Annotated in this window: 1 protein-coding gene; it reads right to left on the reverse strand. The window is 36.1% G+C overall.

All coding sequences use genetic code 11. The features are described from left to right. Positions 1-102: 102 nt before the first annotated feature. A partial coding sequence (locus tag AOA60_RS34335) for a glycine cleavage T C-terminal barrel domain-containing protein (RefSeq protein ID WP_368731546.1) occupies positions 103-263 on the reverse strand: 161 nt, incomplete at its 5' end.

Below are 263 nucleotides of genomic sequence, written 5' to 3' on the forward strand. Positions count from 1 at the left end.
TCGATCCCGATGGTTTCCATCATTTGTTTTTGATCCTGTTCCGTCATAGGTAAACAGCGAAATTTCACTTTACTTTATCCCCCTTTGCATGATGCCGAGCAATTAGCCCCGTTTATAAAATGGTGTTGCTACGATTTTTGCTTTTAAACGTTTCTTTCTCACTTGTACTTCTACTTCTGTATTAAGTGCTTTGTATTTTGAATCAACAAGTGCTAAACCAATATTTTTCTTTAAAGAAGGGGATTGTGTACCAGATGTAACAA

Source organism: Pseudomonas sp. 2822-17, from assembly GCF_002742485.1.
Taxonomy (GTDB): domain Bacteria; phylum Pseudomonadota; class Gammaproteobacteria; order Pseudomonadales; family Pseudomonadaceae; genus Aquipseudomonas; species Aquipseudomonas cyclaminis.